13 protein-coding genes are annotated in these 14327 nt (G+C 72.0%); 9 read left to right on the top strand and 4 right to left on the bottom strand.

The window, feature by feature from the left end; all coding sequences use genetic code 11:
* Positions 1 to 87 precede the first annotated feature (87 nt).
* The 3 genes from AB0O15_RS23425 to AB0O15_RS23415 all read left to right on the top strand — a co-directional run bounded on the left by AB0O15_RS23425 (position 88) and on the right by AB0O15_RS23415 (position 3104).
* Positions 88 to 1101 (top strand): Gfo/Idh/MocA family oxidoreductase, encoded by a 1014-nt coding sequence (locus AB0O15_RS23425; protein ID WP_364322128.1) that lies wholly within the window; start codon positions 88 to 90, stop codon positions 1099 to 1101.
* Entirely contained in the window at positions 1098 to 1943 is an 846-nt protein-coding gene (locus AB0O15_RS23420; protein ID WP_364322108.1) for a sugar phosphate isomerase/epimerase, read from the top strand. The genes AB0O15_RS23425 and AB0O15_RS23420 overlap by 4 nt, the downstream gene beginning before the upstream one ends.
* A gap of 393 nt (positions 1944 to 2336) precedes the next feature.
* A complete protein-coding gene (locus AB0O15_RS23415; RefSeq protein ID WP_364322106.1) occupies positions 2337 to 3104 on the top strand; it encodes a hypothetical protein in 768 nt (255 codons plus the stop codon).
* A 215-nt stretch (positions 3105 to 3319) separates the two neighbouring features.
* Here AB0O15_RS23415 and AB0O15_RS23410 read toward each other — a convergent pair whose 3' ends face one another.
* Together AB0O15_RS23410 and AB0O15_RS23405 are read right to left on the bottom strand one after the other, a co-directional pair.
* On the bottom strand, positions 3320 to 3982 hold the full coding sequence (locus AB0O15_RS23410; protein ID WP_364322104.1) for a hypothetical protein: 663 nt from the start codon (positions 3980 to 3982) through the stop codon (positions 3320 to 3322).
* 93 nt (positions 3983 to 4075) lie between these two features.
* Positions 4076 to 4807: a helix-turn-helix domain-containing protein gene (locus AB0O15_RS23405; protein ID WP_364322102.1), complete on the bottom strand. Its 732-nt coding sequence runs from the start codon at positions 4805 to 4807 to the stop codon at positions 4076 to 4078.
* Positions 4808 to 5026: 219 nt separating this feature from the next.
* Here AB0O15_RS23405 and AB0O15_RS23400 point away from each other — a divergent pair, with 219 nt between their 5' ends.
* The gene (locus AB0O15_RS23400; protein ID WP_364322100.1) at positions 5027 to 5677 is read left to right on the top strand and encodes a DUF4097 family beta strand repeat-containing protein; all 651 of its coding nucleotides are present in this window, start codon (positions 5027 to 5029) and stop codon (positions 5675 to 5677) included.
* Between the two features lie 11 nt (positions 5678 to 5688).
* Positions 5689 to 6471 (top strand): alpha/beta fold hydrolase, encoded by a 783-nt coding sequence (locus AB0O15_RS23395; RefSeq protein WP_364322098.1) that lies wholly within the window; start codon positions 5689 to 5691, stop codon positions 6469 to 6471.
* 1 nt (position 6472) lies between these two features.
* Here the strand turns inward: AB0O15_RS23395 and AB0O15_RS23390 are convergent, their stop codons facing one another.
* On the bottom strand, positions 6473 to 7558 hold the full coding sequence (locus AB0O15_RS23390) for an FAD-dependent oxidoreductase (protein ID WP_364322096.1): 1086 nt from the start codon (positions 7556 to 7558) through the stop codon (positions 6473 to 6475).
* Between the two features lie 67 nt (positions 7559 to 7625).
* Between AB0O15_RS23390 and AB0O15_RS23385 the strand changes: the two genes are divergently transcribed.
* From AB0O15_RS23385 to AB0O15_RS23375, 3 genes are all read left to right on the top strand, one after another.
* Positions 7626 to 8198, top strand: a complete 573-nt coding sequence (locus AB0O15_RS23385) for a TetR/AcrR family transcriptional regulator (RefSeq protein ID WP_364322094.1) — start codon at positions 7626 to 7628, stop codon at positions 8196 to 8198.
* 51 nt (positions 8199 to 8249) lie between these two features.
* Complete coding sequence (locus AB0O15_RS23380) at positions 8250 to 10331, top strand: PhoX family phosphatase (protein ID WP_364322092.1); 2082 nt, start codon at positions 8250 to 8252, stop codon at positions 10329 to 10331.
* A gap of 61 nt (positions 10332 to 10392) precedes the next feature.
* The gene (locus AB0O15_RS23375) at positions 10393 to 12438 is read left to right on the top strand and encodes a PhoX family phosphatase (RefSeq protein ID WP_364322090.1); all 2046 of its coding nucleotides are present in this window, start codon (positions 10393 to 10395) and stop codon (positions 12436 to 12438) included.
* On the opposite strand, the gene AB0O15_RS23370 is transcribed toward AB0O15_RS23375, so the two are convergent.
* Positions 12401 to 13633, bottom strand: coding sequence for an FAD-dependent monooxygenase (locus AB0O15_RS23370; protein ID WP_364322088.1), 1233 nt, complete (start codon positions 13631 to 13633; stop codon positions 12401 to 12403). The two genes, AB0O15_RS23375 and AB0O15_RS23370, sit on opposite strands and share 38 nt — an antisense overlap.
* A gap of 75 nt (positions 13634 to 13708) precedes the next feature.
* On the opposite strand from AB0O15_RS23370, the gene AB0O15_RS23365 reads away from it, so the two are divergent.
* On the top strand, positions 13709 to 14314 hold the full coding sequence (locus tag AB0O15_RS23365) for a TetR/AcrR family transcriptional regulator (RefSeq protein ID WP_364322086.1): 606 nt from the start codon (positions 13709 to 13711) through the stop codon (positions 14312 to 14314).
* Positions 14315 to 14327 lie beyond the last annotated feature (13 nt).

The raw sequence follows: 14327 nt of genomic DNA, 5'->3' as shown, positions 1-14327 counted from the left end.
CGGCGAGGTCTCCCTCGACCAGCTGACCGCGCAGATGGCCGGCGGCGACGAGCTGGCCGAGCTGTCCCACGAGCTGAAGAGGTGACCATGCTCCGCATCGGCGTCATCGGCACCGGGATGATCGGCCAGGACCACATCCGGCGGATGACCCACGTGCTGGCCGGCGTCCGCGTCACCGCGGTCACGGACGTCAACGCCTCCGTCGCCGAGGCGGTCGGCGCCCGCATCGGCGCGACCGTGCACGCCACCGGTGAGGAGGTCATCGCCGACTCCTCCGTGGACGCGGTGGTCGTCTGCTCGTGGGGGCCGACCCACGAGCAGTACGTGCTGGCCGCCATCGCCGCCGGCAAGCCGGTGTTCTGCGAGAAGCCGCTGGCCACCACGGCCGAGGCGTGCCTGCGGATCGTCGAGGCGGAGGCGGCGCACGGCCGCCGGCTGGTGCAGGTCGGCTACATGCGGCGCTACGACAGCGCGTACCGGGAACTGAAGAAGATCCTGGACGCCGGCGACATCGGCGCGCCGCTGATGATGCACTGCGCCCACCGCAACGCCCGCGTCCCTTCGCACTACGAGAAGGAGATGGCGATCACCGACACCGCGGTGCACGAGATCGACATGGTGCGCTGGATGTTCGGCACCGAGATCAAGGCGGCGCGGGTCCTCGTACCCCGGAAGAACCGCAACGGCGGCGAGCTGCAGGACCCGCTCTTCCTGATCCTCGAGATGGCCAACGAGGTGCTGGTCGACGTGGAGATCTCGGTCAACATCCGGTACGGCTACGACATCCGCGGCGAGATCGTGGGCGAGCACGGCACCGCGTCCCTCGGCTCGCTGTCGCCGGTCCGGGTGCGCACTTCGCTGCGGGCGGCCGACCCGGTGCCGGCCGACTGGCGCGAGCGTTTCCTGGCCGCGTACGACGTGGAGTTCCAGGAGTGGATCGACTCGCTCGCGCGGACCGGCGCCCCGGTCGGGCCGAGCGCCTGGGACGGCTACGCGGCCGCGGTGGTCTCCGACGCCGCCGTCGCCGCGTTGCACTCCGGCTCGGCCGAGAACGTCGAGCTCGCCGAGCAGCCGAAGCTCTACTCGGAGGTGACCGCGTGAAGATCGCCCTCGACCCCTACATGCTGCGCAAGGTGCCGCTGCTCGACCTGCCGCGCACGGTGGCCGACCTCGGCTACCAGTACATCGAGCTGTCGCCGCGCGACGACTTCCTGCCGTTCTTCCTGCACCCGCGGGCCGACAACGCGACCGTCGCCGCGTTCCGCAAGGCGCTCGCCGAGGCGGAGGTCGAGGTGGCTTCGGTGCTGCCGCTCTACCGCTGGAGCGGCCCGGACGAGGACGAGCGTCAGGCGGCGGTCCGCTACTGGAAGCGGGCCATCGAGATCACCGTCGACCTCGGCGTGACCGTGATGAACTCCGAGTTCAACGGCCGCCCCGCGCTGGCGGCCGAGAGCGAGGCCCAGTTCTGGCGCTCGATGGAGGAGCTGCTGCCGATCTTCGAGCGCGAGGGTGTCCGCCTGGTGCTGGAGCCGCATCCCGACGACTTCATCGAGGACGGCATCGCGGGCGTCAACCTGGTCCGGGGCATCAACTCCGACCTGGTCACGTTCCTCTACTGCGCGCCGCACACGTTCCACCAGGGCGGCAACCTGGCCGAGATCATGCGCCACGCCGGGCCGCTGCTGACCCAGGTGCACATGGCCGACAGCTTCGACTTCCGGGGCTCGTCCGGGTTGCGCTACATCGTCAACCCGCCGGGCTCGACCGCCCGCGTCCACCAGCACCTCGACATCGGGCAGGGCGAGGTGAACTGGGACCTGTTCTTCGGCACGCTGAAGGAGATCGGCTTCGACGGCATCGCGACCGTGTGCGTCTTCGCCTGGGAGGAGCGCGCCGCCGACAGCGCGCGGGTCAACCTCACCAAGATCAACAGCTACTTCTGACGGCACAATCAACGGCCTTTCAGGTACGGGCACGGCAAAGCCCCGCCCCCTCGGCGAGCCAGTCGGTGGCCGGGCCCGGTGCCGCCTGCGCCGGGCGTAGCTGCCGGGTCCGGCCGGCGGCGGCCGGATCGGGATCGGCCGCCGTGGCTGGGGCCGGCACCTCGCACCGCCGCGCCGTGGGTCCGCGCCTCCCGCCACCGCCGTGCATAATCGTCGATCGTGTCGACCCCCGTGCAACCCGAGTCCGCGCCTCCCGCCTCCGACCCGTCCGCACCCGGGCCGTCCGCCTCCAATTCATCCGCGTCTGAGCCGTCCGTGCCCGAGCCTTCCGAACCTGGCCTGTTCGCTCCGGGGCAATCCGAACTTGGCCTGTTCGCTCCGGGAGCGTCCAATTTGGGCCCGGCGCCGGCCGCGGCCGAGAAGAGTGGCTTCAGCGTCGGCGGGATCGTCGTGGTGGTCGTGGGTGTGCTGGCGGTCTGCGGGTTCGGCGGGATCGCCGCGTCCAGCATGGTGTCCACCGCGCTGGACCCGCGGCCGGCCCCGGACGGCATGATTGAGCAACTGTGCGGCGAACCCGGCCGCGACGCCGGCGTCGACGACCTCTGCCCGGCGCCCGAGGCCGGCGCCGAGGCGGAGGAGCCGGCCGCGCAGGCCGATCTGCCCGTGGCGACCCTGCCGCCCGGCCCGGAGCTGGCCAACGCCTACCTCGACCGGTACCAGCACCTGCTGACCTCGGAGCGGCCGGCCGCCCGCATCGAGGCCGTGCACCAGGACAGTTTCGCCGGGGACCGCGTCACCGCCCTCAACCGCAAGGTCCACGAGTGCGACGCCCTGACCGGCATCACGATCACCCCGGGCCAGGTCCGGACGGTCGAGACGAACGCCAAGCACACCGTGCTGTCGGTCCGGGTGGTGGAGCGGGCGCCGTCCTGCGTCACCGGCGCCAAGGCGGCCCCCGGCGCCGTCGTCCAGGGAACCACCGACCTGAAGCTGACCTTCGTGAAGGCCATGATGTCCGACAGCCGGAACGTGTGGCAGCTGACCGAACTCCACGCCACGCCGGTCCAGCCCGATCCGCTCAGTTCGGCCCCGGCCGACCAGCTGGGCAACGCCGTCGTCCGCGCCGACGACAAGACGTTGTTCGCCCCGGCGGCGACCTGAGCCGCCCCCGATGCGGGGCCGCCCCCCGGATGTGGAGCCGCCCCCAATGCGGAGCCGCCCTCCCGGATGTGGAGCCGGCGCCCTATGTGGACCCGGGCGAGGAGCTGTGGAGCCGGGCGAGGAGCTGTGGAGCCGGGCGAGGAGCTGTAAAGCCGAGCGAGCCCGCATCAGCAGCGGCCGCTGACGTCGGACCCGCCGGAGGACCGGCCACAAGCTCAGCGGAAGGCGGCCGTGACCAGCACCAGCTCAGCCGGGTTGAGCCCGCCCGTGAGGCTCCGGGGCGAGTGGTCGTCCTCGCAGATCAGGGCGTCGCCGAACGTCCGCCAGGTGACGTCGGCCGGCCAGTGGCGCCGGTCGCCGAGCAGCTCGCCGGCGACCGTGCCGGCCTCGGCCACCGCCCCGGCCGAGGTGACGGCGGCGGCCACGGTTGACGGGTCGCGGGCGACGTCGCCGGAGGCCGGGAGCAGCAGGAGCAGACGTTCGGCGGGGGAGCGGGCCGGGTCGGGCCGGCCGGCGGTGGCGACCAGCTCGGCCCAGGACAGCGCCGGACCGCGGAAGCCACCCTCCAGGGCGGCCAGCGTGAAGGACCGGTCGCCCGACTCCAGCACGTAGTCGGTGCCGGCGTCGTCGGGCAGGTTGCGCATGACGATGTGCAGGCGGGCGTGCCCGGCCATCGGCAGCGTCAGCACCGGCCACACGTCGCGGCTCTCCAGCACCCGCAGGAAGCCGTCGAGGTCGGCCGGGTCGGTGGCGAAGGCCTGCGGCGCCGTGGCCGATCCGCCGACCGCGGACAGGTACGCGGGCCAGAACAGCTCGTCGGTGATCAGGGCGTTGCCGTCGACGAGCGGGAAGCGGGACGGGTAGCCGGGGATGATCACCGCGCCATCATGTCAGCGGTTGGCCCGCTCCACACCCCGGCGGACCAGGGTCCGGATGCCGGGCAGGGTCATCGCGCGCAGCGCCACGTCGCCCTAATCGCGGCGGTCGACCGGCGCGGCCGGTGTGTGCAGCACCTCGCGGGCCTGCTCGGCCGCGCGGAGGATGCTCTCGGCGATGAAGGCGAGGAAGCGGGCGATGTTTTCCAGGCGGGCCGCGGCCGGGGTGTCCGGGCCGAGGATGGCGACGCCCTGGCGGGCGGTCGCGACGAGCTGGTCGTTGGAGCGGGCGCCGGCGATCGTCGCCTGGTAGAACAGCTCGTCGTCGACCAGGTAGCGGTCGCGGCGCCGGTCGTCGCGTTCGCGGCGGACGAGACTCTGGCCCTCCAGGAACGCGATCGCCTTGGAGATGGACGCCGGGCTGACCTGCAGGCGGCGGGCGAGCTGGGCGGCGGTCAGGCTGCCCTCGTCGGTGGTGTAGAGGCAGGTCAGCACCCGGGCCGTCATCCGGGGCAGGCCGGACGCCATCAGGGCGCCGGTGAGCGTCTCCTCGTAGTCGGCGACCGCGCGGGCGTCGCGTCCGTGCGGCTGCGGCTCCGGCGCCGGACCTCGCGCCGCGGCCGGGCGGCGGCGGTGGGCGCGTTGCTCGGTGGCGAGGTGGGCCAGGTCGGCGCGATAGCCGGTCGGGCCGCCGTTGCGCATCACCTCGCGGGTGACCGTCGACGTCGGACGGTCGAGCCGGCGGGCGATCTCGGCGTAGGGCAGGTCGTCGGCCAGCCCGAGCGCGATCCGCCGGCGTTCCTGCTGGGTCAGCCTGCCTCCGGGCATAGCGCTCTCCTCCGTGATGGTGCTGGTCCGGCCACCATAGCGTTGATCGGCAAGTCATTGCAACGGGCTCATTGCATTGACCTTAGGACCAGTGCAACGATTGCACACATGTCTAGCTGCGTTTACGGGTCGGAGCGCGATGGCAGTGGTTTTCTGACGTATGGAAAGCAACGTAGCCTTTCCCTTGTAGGAAAGACGAACCGAAAAGGGGAGATCACGATGCAGAAGTTCGACACCACCGCCGCGATCGCGGTGGTCCTGACCATCCCGGCGGGGCGCGTCCAGGTCATCGCGGCCGAGCGCGCCGACACCACCGTCGAGGTGCGGCCCACCGATCCGGCCAAGCGCACCGATGTCCGGGCCGCCGAGCGGACCACGGTCGCCTATGCCGACAGCGTCCTGCGGATCCGGACCGACGGATCCGAGACCAAGGGATCCATCGAGGTCACCCTCCAGGTGCCGGCCGGCTCCGGCGTCGAGGCCACGGCGGCGAGTGCTGAGTTTCGGACCGTGGGCCGCCTCGGCGATCTGGTCGTCGAGGGCGCGTACCGGGAGATCGTTGTCGACGAGGCCGCGAGCGTCCGTCTCTCCGCCGTCGACGGTGACGTCCGGGTCGGCCGGCTGGGCGGCCCGGCCGAGATCAGCACGACCCGCGGCGACATCCGGATCGCCGAGGCGGCCGGCGGCGCCGTGGTGCTGAGCACCCGGTCCGGCGACATCGAGATCGCGGCGGCGGCGGGCGTCTCCGCCGCGCTGGACGCCGGCACCGGCCACGGCCGGGTCAGCAACGCCCTGGAGAACGACGGCGGCGCCACGCTCGCCGTCCGCGCCACCACCGACCACGGCGACATCGTCGCCCGCAGCTTGTGAAAGGGACGACGATGAATACCAGCTGGACGGGCCTGCTGCCGGTCGACGACACGGCCCTGGCGGTCACCGACACCGGCGGTTCGGGCGTGCCGGTCCTCTACCTCAACGGCCAGTTCGCCACCCAGGGCTACTGGCGGCGCGTCATCGCCGAGCTCGGAACCGGGTGGCGGCACATCACCTACGACGAACGAGCGCGGGGCCGGAAGTCGGGAACCTCGGCCGACTATTCGTTCGACGCCGCCGTCCGGGACGTCGATGCCGTCCTGGCCGCCCGGGGCGTGGACCGCGCGCTGCTGGTCGGCTGGTCCTACGGCGCGTACGTGGGGGCGCACTGGGCGAGCCGGAACCCGGACCGGACGATCGGCGCGGTCCTGGTCGACGGCGCGTTGCCCTACGACTGGCTGGACGAGGCGATGGAGCAGCGGATCCGCACGCTGTTCAAGCGCCTCGGCTGGCTGACCCCACTGGCGCGCCCGTTCGGCCTGACGCCGCGGATGTCCGCCGCCCAGCAGGCCGAAAGCAACATCGAGCTCGGTCGCGTCTCCCGGGAGAGCGCACTGGCCCCGGTGCTGGACGCCGTCACCGTACCGACCCGGTACGTGCTGGCCTCCGGCACCTCGCTGGGCAGCCGGGGCGACGAGCAGGAGAAGATCCGGGCGAGCCTCGACGCCGTCGTCGCCCGCAACCCGCACATCCGGGTGAGCGCCAAGGTGCCCAGCAACCACGACCGGATCCTGCGCAAGGACTTCCGGGCCGTCGCCGACGCGGTGCGTGAGGTGGCCGGCCCGGAGTGAGTCAGCGGTTCGCGCGCTCCACGCCCTTGCGGACCAGGGTCCGGATGCCGGGCAGGGTCATCGCGCGCAGCGCCACGTCGCCCAGCCAGACGTGGAAGTCGCTGGGCGGGGCGAACTGCCGCATCCCGCGGCGGGCCATCGCCTGGCGCTTCACGGCCTCGGGCCGCAGGGCCGACTCCCACGCGTTCAGGGCGTCGGGAACGCCGGCGTGCGCGCGCAGCGCCTCGCCGAGCCGGTCGGCGCCGGCCATGGCCAGTCCGGCGCCGTGGCCGGCGAACAGCGTCACGCACCAGGCCGCGTCGCCCAGCAGCACGGCGTGGCCGTCGCTCCAGCGCGGCACGACCACCTGGCTCACCGCGTCGAAGTAGACGTCCCGCGGTTCGGTGCGCAGGGCGTCGCCGAGCACGCCGCCCAGGTCGCCGAAGGCGTCGCGGAGCGCGGGCAGAGCTCCCCGGGCGAGCGCCGCGGGCGGGTTGTCGGTGCGGTAGGTGAAGAAGGCCGCGGTGCGGTCGGGGCCGAAGTTCATCAGACCCGCGGTACGCCCGGGTCCGATGTAGGTGACGGCCTCGCCGGTGGCCGGGCCGGACACCGGAAAGGCGCCCACCACGTACGGCAGGTCGACCCGGAAGCCGTCGCCGAACAGCGCCGACCGCGTGGCGGAGTGCAGCCCGTCCGCCCCCACGAACAGATCCGTGTCGGTTGACGGGTCCGCCGTGACGCCGAAGCGGATGTCGGCGAGGTCGCGCACGGCTTCGTACAGGACGGTCTCGAGATCGCCGCGGAAGACCGTGAGAGCGCGACTCCCGACCGTGGCCTCGGCCACCGCGGAGGGCACCGTGTACTTGTGGCTGCCGTCGGCCCGGACCAGCGTCGTCGTGACCAGGCCCAGGTCGCGCTCGCGCAGCGCGGGCAGCAGCCCGAGCCGGTTGGCGGCGTCGTAGCCGAACCCGACCAGGTTGACCACGTAGCCGCCGGTACGCAGGGCCGGCGCCCGTTCCAGCACGGTCACCGACCAGCCGTCCCGGGCCAGCCGCAATGCCGTCGCCAGTCCCGCGATCCCCGCGCCCACCACCGTCGCTCGTTTCACGCACGCCAGTATGAGCAAGTGTTCATTCTGGCGCAAGCCGGCACGACCAGCCCCTAGACTCGAGGCCATGCCCCGCGGTGTCGTCATTCCTCAGGTCCGGCAGCAGCTGTTCGCCGCCCTGGAGCGGCTGATCGCGACCGAGGGCCTGAGTGGCCTCACCGGCCGGGCCGTGACCCGTGCCGCCGGCGTCGCGACCGGCCTGCTCTACACGCATTTCCGCAGCTGGGAGGGCTTCCTGGCGCAGTACGCGACCGATCGCTCCTTCCAGCTCGCGAGCGGCGTCGCCGACCTGGCCGGCCGGGCGGGCACGGCGACCGTGGCGGCCAACCTCGACGACGCCGTCAACGCCACTCCGTTCGACGTCGTCGTGCCGCTGACCCGCCTGCTCGCGTCGCGCGCCGACCTGGCCGCGGAGGTCGAGCGGGTGCTCGGCCCGGGGACCGCCGGCCTGGCCGCGGTCGAGCAGGCGGTCGCCCGATACCTGGCCGCCGAGCAGGATCGCGGCCGGCTGCCGGCGGCCACCGATCCCGGGGCGGCGGCGCTCGCGCTGGTGGGCGTGCTGCACTACCGGGTCCTGACGGGTGCGGATCGATCAGAAGTGGACAGCAGTATCCGGTTGCTGACCACCGCGTTCATCTGACGTTCACCCAGTCCTGGCGTCCGATGCATCGACGTTCCCTAGCGTCACGTCATGACTGAACGACCCCGCATGCTCCCGGTGCTCGGCCCAGCGGGCCACGCCGGCCGCGACGCGATGACCTGCCTCTACCGCTGTGGCAACGCTTGTGAACACCCGATACCGAACCGGAGCGGCAACCCGTCGCTGACCGACGTCGTCACCACCGGCGTCTCCCGGCGTGGCGTGATGCTGGCCGGAGCGGCCGCCGCCGGTGGCGCGCTCGTGCTCGGCAACATCGCCGCCGAGCCGGCCGCCGCGGCCGCCGTCGACCCACGGGAGATGATGCCGCTCGAGCCGGGCACGCCGGCCGGCGCGCTGTCGTTCAAGCCGATCCCGCCGAACAAGCTCGACTCGCTGGTCGTGCCCAACGGGTACGACTCGGCCGTGGTCATCCGCTGGGGCGACCCGGTCGTGCCGGGCGCGCCCGGGCTCGACGTGACCGAGCAGACCGCGGCGCGGCAGTCGAAGCAGTTCGGCTACAACAACGACTTCGTGGGCGTGCTTCCGATCAACCAGAGGCGGGCGCTGCTCGTGGTGAACCACGAGTACACCAACGAGGAGCTGATCTTCCCGGGCTTCACCTCGCTCGACGCGATGACCGTGGAGCAGATCGAGGTGGCGATGGCCGCGCACGGTCTGTCCGTGGTGGAGATCGAGCGGGTCGGCGACACCGGGCAGTGGCGGCCGGCCACCAAGGGCGCGCTGCCGTACAACAAGCGGATCACCGCGCTGGCGACCCGGTTCGAGCTGACCGGTCCGGCGGCCGGCCACGACCTGCTGCGGACGGCGGCCGACCCGCGTGGGCGTACCGTCATCGGCACCCTGAACAACTGCTCGGGCGGCGTCACGCCGTGGGGCACGGTGCTCTCCGGCGAGGAGAACTTCAACCAGTACTTCGTGGGCGGTGACGGCGCTCCCGAGGCGCTGAAGCCGTCGCTGGCCCGCTACGGCATCCCGACCACCGCGCGGTACCCGTCCGGGTCGCGCAAGTGGGAGCGGGCGCAGGAGCGGTTCGACCTGGCCAAGCACCCTCACGAGGCGCACCGTTTCGGCTGGGTGGTCGAGGTGGACCCGTTCGAGCCGCTGGCCAAGCCGCGCAAGCACACCGCGCTGGGCCGCCTCAAGCACGAGGGCGCCAACGTGATCGTGGCCAAGTCGGGTCACGTGGTCGCGTACATGGGCGACGACGAGCGCTTCGACTACCTGTACAAGTTCGTCAGCGACAAGAAGTACAGGCCGAAGGACCGCCGGCACAACCTCACGCTGCTGGAGTCCGGCACCCTCTACGTGGCCAAGGTGGCCGGCGACAGCCCGGCCGCCGAGATCGACGGCACCGGCAAGCTGCCCACGGACGGCGCGTTCGACGGCACCGGCCAGTGGATCAAGCTGGTGTCCGGCGACCGGTCGTTCGTCCCGGGCATGACCGCGGCCGAGGTCCTCATCCGCACCCGCCTGGCCGGCGACGCCGTCGGGGCGACCAAGATGGACCGCCCCGAGGACGTCCAGCCGAGTCTGAAGACCGGCAAGATCTACGCGGCGATGACCAACAACACCAACCGCGCGGTCGGCACGAACCCCGGCGTGGACGAGGCCAACCCGCGCAGCGCCAACAAGCACGGCCACATCTTCGAGATCACCGAGGACCAGGGCGACCACACGGGTACGACGTTCACCTGGGCGCTGCCGATCGTGTGCGGCGACCCGGCCGACCCGTCGACGTACTTCGCCGGCTTCGACAAGTCGAAGGTGTCGCCGATCTCGTGCCCCGACAACGTGGCCTTCGACTCGGCCGGCAACCTCTGGATCTCGACCGACGGCAACGCGCTGGGCAGCAACGACGGCCTGTTCGCGACGCCGATCGAGGGTCCCGACAAGGGCCACCTGCGGCAGTTCCTGACCGTGCCGACCGGCGCCGAGACCTGCGGCCCGTTCGTCACCGGGGACGACCGGTCGGTCTTCGCCGCGGTCCAGCACCCCGGCGAGATCACCGGCGCGTCCCAGCAGAACCCGGCGTCGACCTGGCCGGACGGCGACTTCGCCAAGCCGGCCGTGGTGGTCAGCTGGCGCCTCGACGGCGGCCCGGTCGGCAGCTGATCAACTGATGCGATGCGGCCGGGAGGTATCCAAGAAGTGAACGGGGCATTAACGTCGGCCCATGGCTGATCGACGGCTCCTCCCACTGCTCGGCTCTCCCGGCCGCGACCCGATGACCTGCCTCTACCGGTGCGGCAACGCGTGTGATCATCCCGTGGCCAACACCTCGGACAACCCGTACCTCGGTGATGTGATTTCCCGGCGCGGCCTGCTGCGGGCCGGTGCGGCCGGCGCGGTTGTGCTCAGCACGGGAGTGGCGCTTCCCGAGGCGGCCGCGGCAGCCGAGCCGGCCGCGGCGGCCGCGGCGGTCGGGACGAGCGCCGGAGATCTCACGTTCAAGCCGATCCCGCCGAACGAGATCGACACCGTGATCGTGCCCAACGGCTACGACCACGCCGTCGTGATCCGCTGGGGCGACCCGATCCTGCCCGGCGCGCCCGCGCTCGACGTGCACCACCAGACCGCGGCCCGGCAGCTCAAGCAGTTCGGCTTCAACAACGACTTCCTCGCGGTGCTGCCGATCAGCCGGAACCGCGCGCTGCTCGTGTCCAACCACGAGTACACCAACGAGGAGCTGATGTTCCCCGGCTTCACCTCGCAGGAGGCGCTGACCGTCGAGCAGGTGCGGGTGGCGATGGCCGCGCACGGGATGTCGGTGGTCGAGCTCGAGCGCGTCGCCCGGACCGGCGAGTGGCGGGCGGTGACCGAGGGGCGCCGCCGGTACAACCGCCGCTACACCATGCTCGAGACGCCGTTCCGCTTCGACGGCCCGGCGGCCGGGTCGCCGCTGCTCCGGACGGCGGCCGACCCGCGCGGCGTGATCGCCATCGGCACCCTGAACAACTGTTCGGGCGGCGTGACGCCGTGGGGCACGGTGCTCTCCGGTGAGGAGAACTTCAACCAGTACTTCGTCGGCGGTGACGCGGTGCCGGCCGCGCTCAAGCCGACCATGGCCCGCTACGGGATCACCACGACCGCGCGGTACCCGAGCGGCTCCCGGCGCTGGGAGCGCGCGCAGGAGCGGTTCGACCTGGCCAAGCACCCGAACGAGGCGCACCGGTTCGGGTGGATCGTCGAGATCGACCCGTACGAGCCGAACTCGACGCCCCGCAAACACACCGCGATGGGCCGCCTCAAGCACGAGGGCGCCAACGTGATCGTGGCCGGGTCGGGTCACGTGGTCGCGTACATGGGCGACGACGAGCGCTTCGACTACCTGTACAAGTTCGTCAGCTCGGCCAAGTATCGGCCCGGGGATCGGGCCCACAACAAGACGCTGCTGGAATCGGGCACGCTCTACGTCGCCAAGGTAACCGGGGACAGCCCGCCGGCCGAGATCGACGGCTCGGGCCGGCTCCCGTCCGACGGCCTGTTCGACGGGACCGGCCGATGGATCAAGCTGGCCTCGCCCAGCGGCTCGCACGTCGCCGGGATGAGCGCGCAGGAGGTGCTGATCTATGCCCGGCTGGCCGGCGACGCCGTCGGTGCGACCAAGATGGACCGGCCTGAGGACGTCCAGCCGAGCCTGCACAGCGGCAAGATCTACGCCGCGATGACCAACAACAGCAACCGCGGCGTCGGCTCGAACCCCGGCGTGGACGAGGCCAACCCGCGGCGCGAGAACAAGCACGGCCACATCTTCGAGATCACCGAGGACGGCGGCGACCACACCGGCGAGACCTTCACCTGGGCGCTGCCGATCGTGTGCGGCGACCCGGCCGACCCCTCGACCTACTTCGCCGGGTACGACAAGTCGAAGGTGTCACCGATCTCGTGCCCCGACAACGTGGCCTTCGACTCGACCGGCAACCTCTGGATCTCGACCGACGGCAACGCGCTGGGCAGCAACGACGGCCTCTTCGCGACGCCGCTGGAGGGCGCCGAGCGCGGCCACCTGAAGCAGTTCCTGACCGTGCCGCCGGGCGCCGAGACGTGCGGCCCGTTCATCGTCGAGGACGAACGCTCGGTCTTCGTGGCCGTCCAGCACCCCGGCGAGATCACCGGGGCCACGCTCGACAACCCGGCGTCCACCTGGCCGGACGGCGACTTCGCCAAGCCGGCCGTGGTGGTCACCTGGCGCCTGGACGGAGGCCCGATCGGGAGCTGACCGCGGGCAGCTCGATGTCGTTCGAGGCGTCCCGGACCGGCGCGCTGGCCAGCAGCTTGAGCAGGCCGAGGCGCTGGAGCCAGGGCGCGACGCGGAACTTCAGGTTGCGCCGCCGCAGGGCCCGGGCCGTGCGGGGCAGGACGCTGGAGTGCGGGCGCAGGGCGAGTGCCTGGTTGCGCTCGACAAAGGGCCTCAAGCGGTTCTCGTACGCCCGGAGCGCGCCGGCCGGGCCATCGGGGGCGGTAGCCAGCTCCGCCGCCAGCATGTACGCGCCGATCAGCGCGATGCTCGTGCCCTGCCCCGAGAGGAACGACGGCGCGAACGCCGCGTCGCCGACCACCGCCACGCGACCGGTGCTCCAGGACGGCATCCGGACCTGGCTGACGGTGTCGAAGTACAGGTCGCCGGCCTCGGGCAGCGCCCGCACGACCCGGGCGGCCAGGGGCCAGCGCGCGTCGCCGTACACCTGCTCGGCCAGTCGCGCGGCGGCGGCGGGGTCGCGTACATCAACCGAACCTGGGTCTTGAACCTCGAAGGCGAGGAAGGCCCGGGCGGGACCGGTCTCGCCGCGCCCGACCATCATCGTGTTGCCGGGGCGGCTGTACATGTAGCCGACGCCCGCCTCGCCGATCGGCTCGTCGATGTCGTAGATGGCCGCGCATGGCCCGAGGTGCCGGATGAACCGCTCCTCGGGACCGAACGCGAGCCGGCGGGTCGTCGAGTGGATGCCGTCGGCGCCGATCACCACGTCGAAGGTGCGCGGCGGCCCGGTCACGAAGCTCACGTCGACCCGGTCGGGATGCTCGTCGATGGCCGCCACGGAGTTGTCGAAGACGTACTCGATGTCGTTCCTGGTCAGGTCGTAGAGGATGCGCGTCAGCTCGCCGCGGGGCAGTTCGACGTCCTCGGTGCTGACCCCGGCGATCAGGTCGCCGAGCGCGAAGGAGGCGATCGGGCGCCCGCTCGGCGCGAGGATCCGGGCGGTCTGGTGGCGGGTGCGGGCGGCGCTGATCGCGTCGTAGATGCCCATCCGCCGGGCGACCTCGGCCGCCGACCCGCGGACGTCGATCGGATAGCCGCCGCCGCGGATGCGGGTCGCCCGCTCGACGAGCGTGACCTCCCATCCGGCCTGGTGCAGCCAGTAGGCGACGGCTGGTCCGGCGATGCTCGCGCCGGACACGAGTGCGGTGGGCATGATGGGGTCCCCCAGGGCTTCATAAGATACGTCCGTGTTTCTTAAGACCGTAACCCCGGCTGATAAGGTACGCAAGTGAGTCTTAAATCTCGTCGCCGCGGCGCCGCCCTCGAGGAGGCGATCCTGTCGGCCGCGGCCGAGCAGCTGCAGGAGTCCGGGTACGCCCGGTTCACCATCGAGGCCGTCGCCGAACGGGCGGGCACCAGCCGGCCCGTCCTCTACCGGCGCTGGCCCACCCGCGCCGACCTGCTCCTGGCGACGATCCGCTGGTTCGGCGAACGCACCCGGCCGCCCACTCCCGACACCGGCAACCTCCGCGACGACATGCTGACCCTGCTCCGCTTCACGAACTCCGTCCGGCTGAGCGCCATGGCCGTGATCGGCGCGCAGGTCGGCTCGTTCTACGAGGACACCGGCGTCACCCCGGCCGAACTACGCCGACACCTGATCGGCGACCGCCCGCAGGTCCTCGACGAGGTCCTCGCCCGCGCGGCGTCCCGGGGCGAGGCCCCCGCCGACCTGCCACGCCGGATCCGCGAGCTGCCCTTCGACCTGCTCCGCGGCGAGGCGATGCTGACCATGAAGCCCCTGTCCGACGAGAGCATCGTCGAGATCGTGGACGACGTGTTCCTGCCGCTGATCCGCCTGCGCTTGGCTTCCGCTCAGGGCGGGCGCCGTTGACCTTGGAGCGCAG

This window comes from Actinoplanes sp. NPDC089786, from assembly GCF_040684855.1.
In the GTDB taxonomy this organism is placed as follows: domain Bacteria; phylum Actinomycetota; class Actinomycetes; order Mycobacteriales; family Micromonosporaceae; genus Actinoplanes.
Note: the sequence above shows the minus strand (reverse complement) of the source record. Positions and strands in the feature narration are given on the sequence as shown.

Bases quoted from the DNA above. Each gene is read 5' to 3' on its own strand.
- AB0O15_RS23425 (WP_364322128.1), top strand. From the start codon at position 88: ATGCTCCGCATCGGCGTCATCGGCACCGGGATGATCGGCCAGGACCAC.
- AB0O15_RS23405 (WP_364322102.1), bottom strand. From the start codon at position 4,807: ATGCCCGGAGGCAGGCTGACCCAGCAGGAACGCCGGCGGATCGCGCTC.
- AB0O15_RS23400 (WP_364322100.1), top strand. From the start codon at position 5,027: ATGCAGAAGTTCGACACCACCGCCGCGATCGCGGTGGTCCTGACCATC.
- AB0O15_RS23395 (WP_364322098.1), top strand. From the start codon at position 5,689: ATGAATACCAGCTGGACGGGCCTGCTGCCGGTCGACGACACGGCCCTG.
- AB0O15_RS23385 (WP_364322094.1), top strand. From the start codon at position 7,626: ATGCCCCGCGGTGTCGTCATTCCTCAGGTCCGGCAGCAGCTGTTCGCC.
- AB0O15_RS23380 (WP_364322092.1), top strand. From the start codon at position 8,250: ATGACTGAACGACCCCGCATGCTCCCGGTGCTCGGCCCAGCGGGCCAC.
- AB0O15_RS23375 (WP_364322090.1), top strand. From the start codon at position 10,393: ATGGCTGATCGACGGCTCCTCCCACTGCTCGGCTCTCCCGGCCGCGAC.
- AB0O15_RS23370 (WP_364322088.1), bottom strand. From the start codon at position 13,633: ATGCCCACCGCACTCGTGTCCGGCGCGAGCATCGCCGGACCAGCCGTC.